The 2,160-nt window shown below is 69.2% G+C and carries 1 protein-coding gene and 1 pseudogene; one reads left to right on the top strand and one right to left on the bottom strand.

What is annotated here, in order from left to right; all coding sequences use genetic code 11:
- A pseudogene (locus DD1DGNOD_RS26610) lies at window positions 1-1,489 on the top strand (hypothetical protein); the annotation flags it as partial.
- 150 nt (window positions 1,490-1,639) lie between these two features.
- Here the strand turns inward: DD1DGNOD_RS26610 and DD1DGNOD_RS28870 are convergent.
- On the bottom strand, window positions 1,640-2,160 hold a 521-nt coding region (locus DD1DGNOD_RS28870), incomplete at its 5' end, for an FkbM family methyltransferase (RefSeq protein WP_241255512.1).

Here is a 2,160-nt window from a genome sequence, read left to right on the forward strand (position 1 = left end):
CCGGCTTCCCACCGGCCGGCTTCCCACCGGCCGGCTCCCCACCGGCCGGCTCCCGACCGGTGCGCTCTCCGCCGGTTTGCTCTCTGCCGGTTTGCTACCCACCGGCCGTCGGCGGCGTCCGTCACCGCGCGCCCTGCTGCGCCACACCGCGTGGATCGGGCTCGGAACCCTGCCGTTCGCCGTGGTCGTGGCGGCCTTCTGCCGGCACGTGACCGGATCGATGCGGACCCTGCCGCTGGCGGCCTCCGACCCGCTGGACCGTTTCGGTTTCGGTGAGCGCCGGATCCTGCCGTCCGAACCGCCGTTCGCCTTCACCCGCCATCTTGCCGTGGAGGCGTGGCAGGAGACCGTTGCCGCCGCTCCCGGCTGGCTCTTCGGCGGAAGGGCGCTGATCGTTCTTGCGGTGCTCGGCCTGCTGGTGGCGGAACACCGCCGCGCACGGCTCCTGCTCGCAGCCAACGTGCTCCTCGTCTTCGTCGCGTATTTCTTCTGGTGGGGCAGTGCCATGGCCATGCCGAGCCTTCGGGACGGCCTCGGCCCGCATTACCACATGGTGGCGCTGACGCCCGTTGTCATCCTTGCCGGCTCCGGGGCCTGCTGGCTGTGGCGGCGCCTGTCCGGCCGGTTTTTCGCGCGACCGGCCCGCGGCCCGGTGGCGGGTGTCTGCCTGCTGGGGCTGGCGGCGGTGACCGCACTCGCCGTTCCCGGCAAGGTCAACATCCAGCGGTATGTGAACGCGGTCGACAAGCATGTGCTCGATCTCGTCCCCGACGACCTCGGCGGGCCGGCGGTCGTGATCGTCACTCCGCCGACTCCGAGCCTGTACACCCAGGTTCCCTACCACTTCCTGCGGAACAGTCCGGACCTGTCGGACGAGGTGCTATACGCCGCGGACGTCGGTGCGGCCACTGTGGGGCTTGCCGAGCAGATGCCGGGACGCCGGCTGTACCGGCTGCGTCCGGACGAGCGGATCGCGGCGGACGAGCCCGGGAGCCTGCGGGGTTCGTTCGTCGAGCTGCGCACGGTCGAGGGCGAAACGATCGACGTCCGGGTTTCGGCGGTCGTCCCTGCCAACCGGCCCTATGCGTCGGTCTACCTGCGCCTCGGTGACCGGAGGGAAACCCGCCCGTTCGCCGGCACGGCTGGTATCGACGTGACACGTACGGTGACCTGGAAGCTGGACGGGCGATCCGGCGCCGGCCTGCTCGCATCCGGGGTGAGCCCCCCTGCGTCCGAGGCGCACCCGCCCGCGGAACTGGTCGTGGGGCTGGTCGCGGGCACCACGTCCGACCTGGCGCGGGCATGGCGGTGGGAGGAACGGATTCCGCTGCGGCAGCGACCTGACGGTTCCCTGGTGCTATTGGCCCCCGGACAGGGCTTCCGGCAGCTGCCGGAACTCCACGGGGACGCATGGGTGCAGGCCACGGTGACCGGCACGCTCGGCGTCGCCGTAGAGTCGGCGTCACTCTCGAACCGGGCGGATCGATGATTTTTATATCAGTTCGTCTTTGTGTGAGTTCGGCGTGCGGGGAGGAGGTCCACCGTGGCAGCCGGCTACCGCCGGGCAACCCGGTGGATCATGGTCCGGATCACGGCCCTTTGTGAACGAATCCCCGGGAATGCCGGCTTTCAACTGCTGTCAGGAAGTCGGTAGGAACAGAATTGTATTGGTATACCGGCGCCCGCTTCCGGTTACGACTGCCCGAAGATAGCTTTGGCGAGCGACCGGTGCCATTGCCCGCTGGTGGGCGACCAGGTCGAAACCGGCCAGTGAACGCATCCTCCCGCGGTCGAGAAACCAACCCTGGTAGTTCCAGCTCCGCAGCAGCTCCAATGTCACGGCTGCCGGGCTCCGGTCATCCTCGATCTCGACAATGAGGTTCGGGCGCCAGCGCCGGATAACTCCTTCCGCGCCTCGCAGTGCCGCGAGTTCGTGCCCTTCCACGTCGATTTTCACGAGGCCGACGTTGTCGACGTCGAGGCTGTCGAGACGGATCGTCTCGACCTTCACGGAACGACCGCCGCCCTGGGGGCTCAGGGAGGCGCGACCTTCGGTGCCCCGACCGCCCGGCGGAAGCCACAGCTCGGCGAAGCCTTCCCCGTCGGACGCCGCCTTCGGCACCACCGTGACGTTCGACCGGCAGGTACGGCCGACGAAGG

It is taken from the genome of Candidatus Protofrankia californiensis (assembly GCF_900634765.1).
Classification (GTDB): Bacteria; Actinomycetota; Actinomycetes; order Frankiales; family Frankiaceae; genus Protofrankia; species Protofrankia californiensis.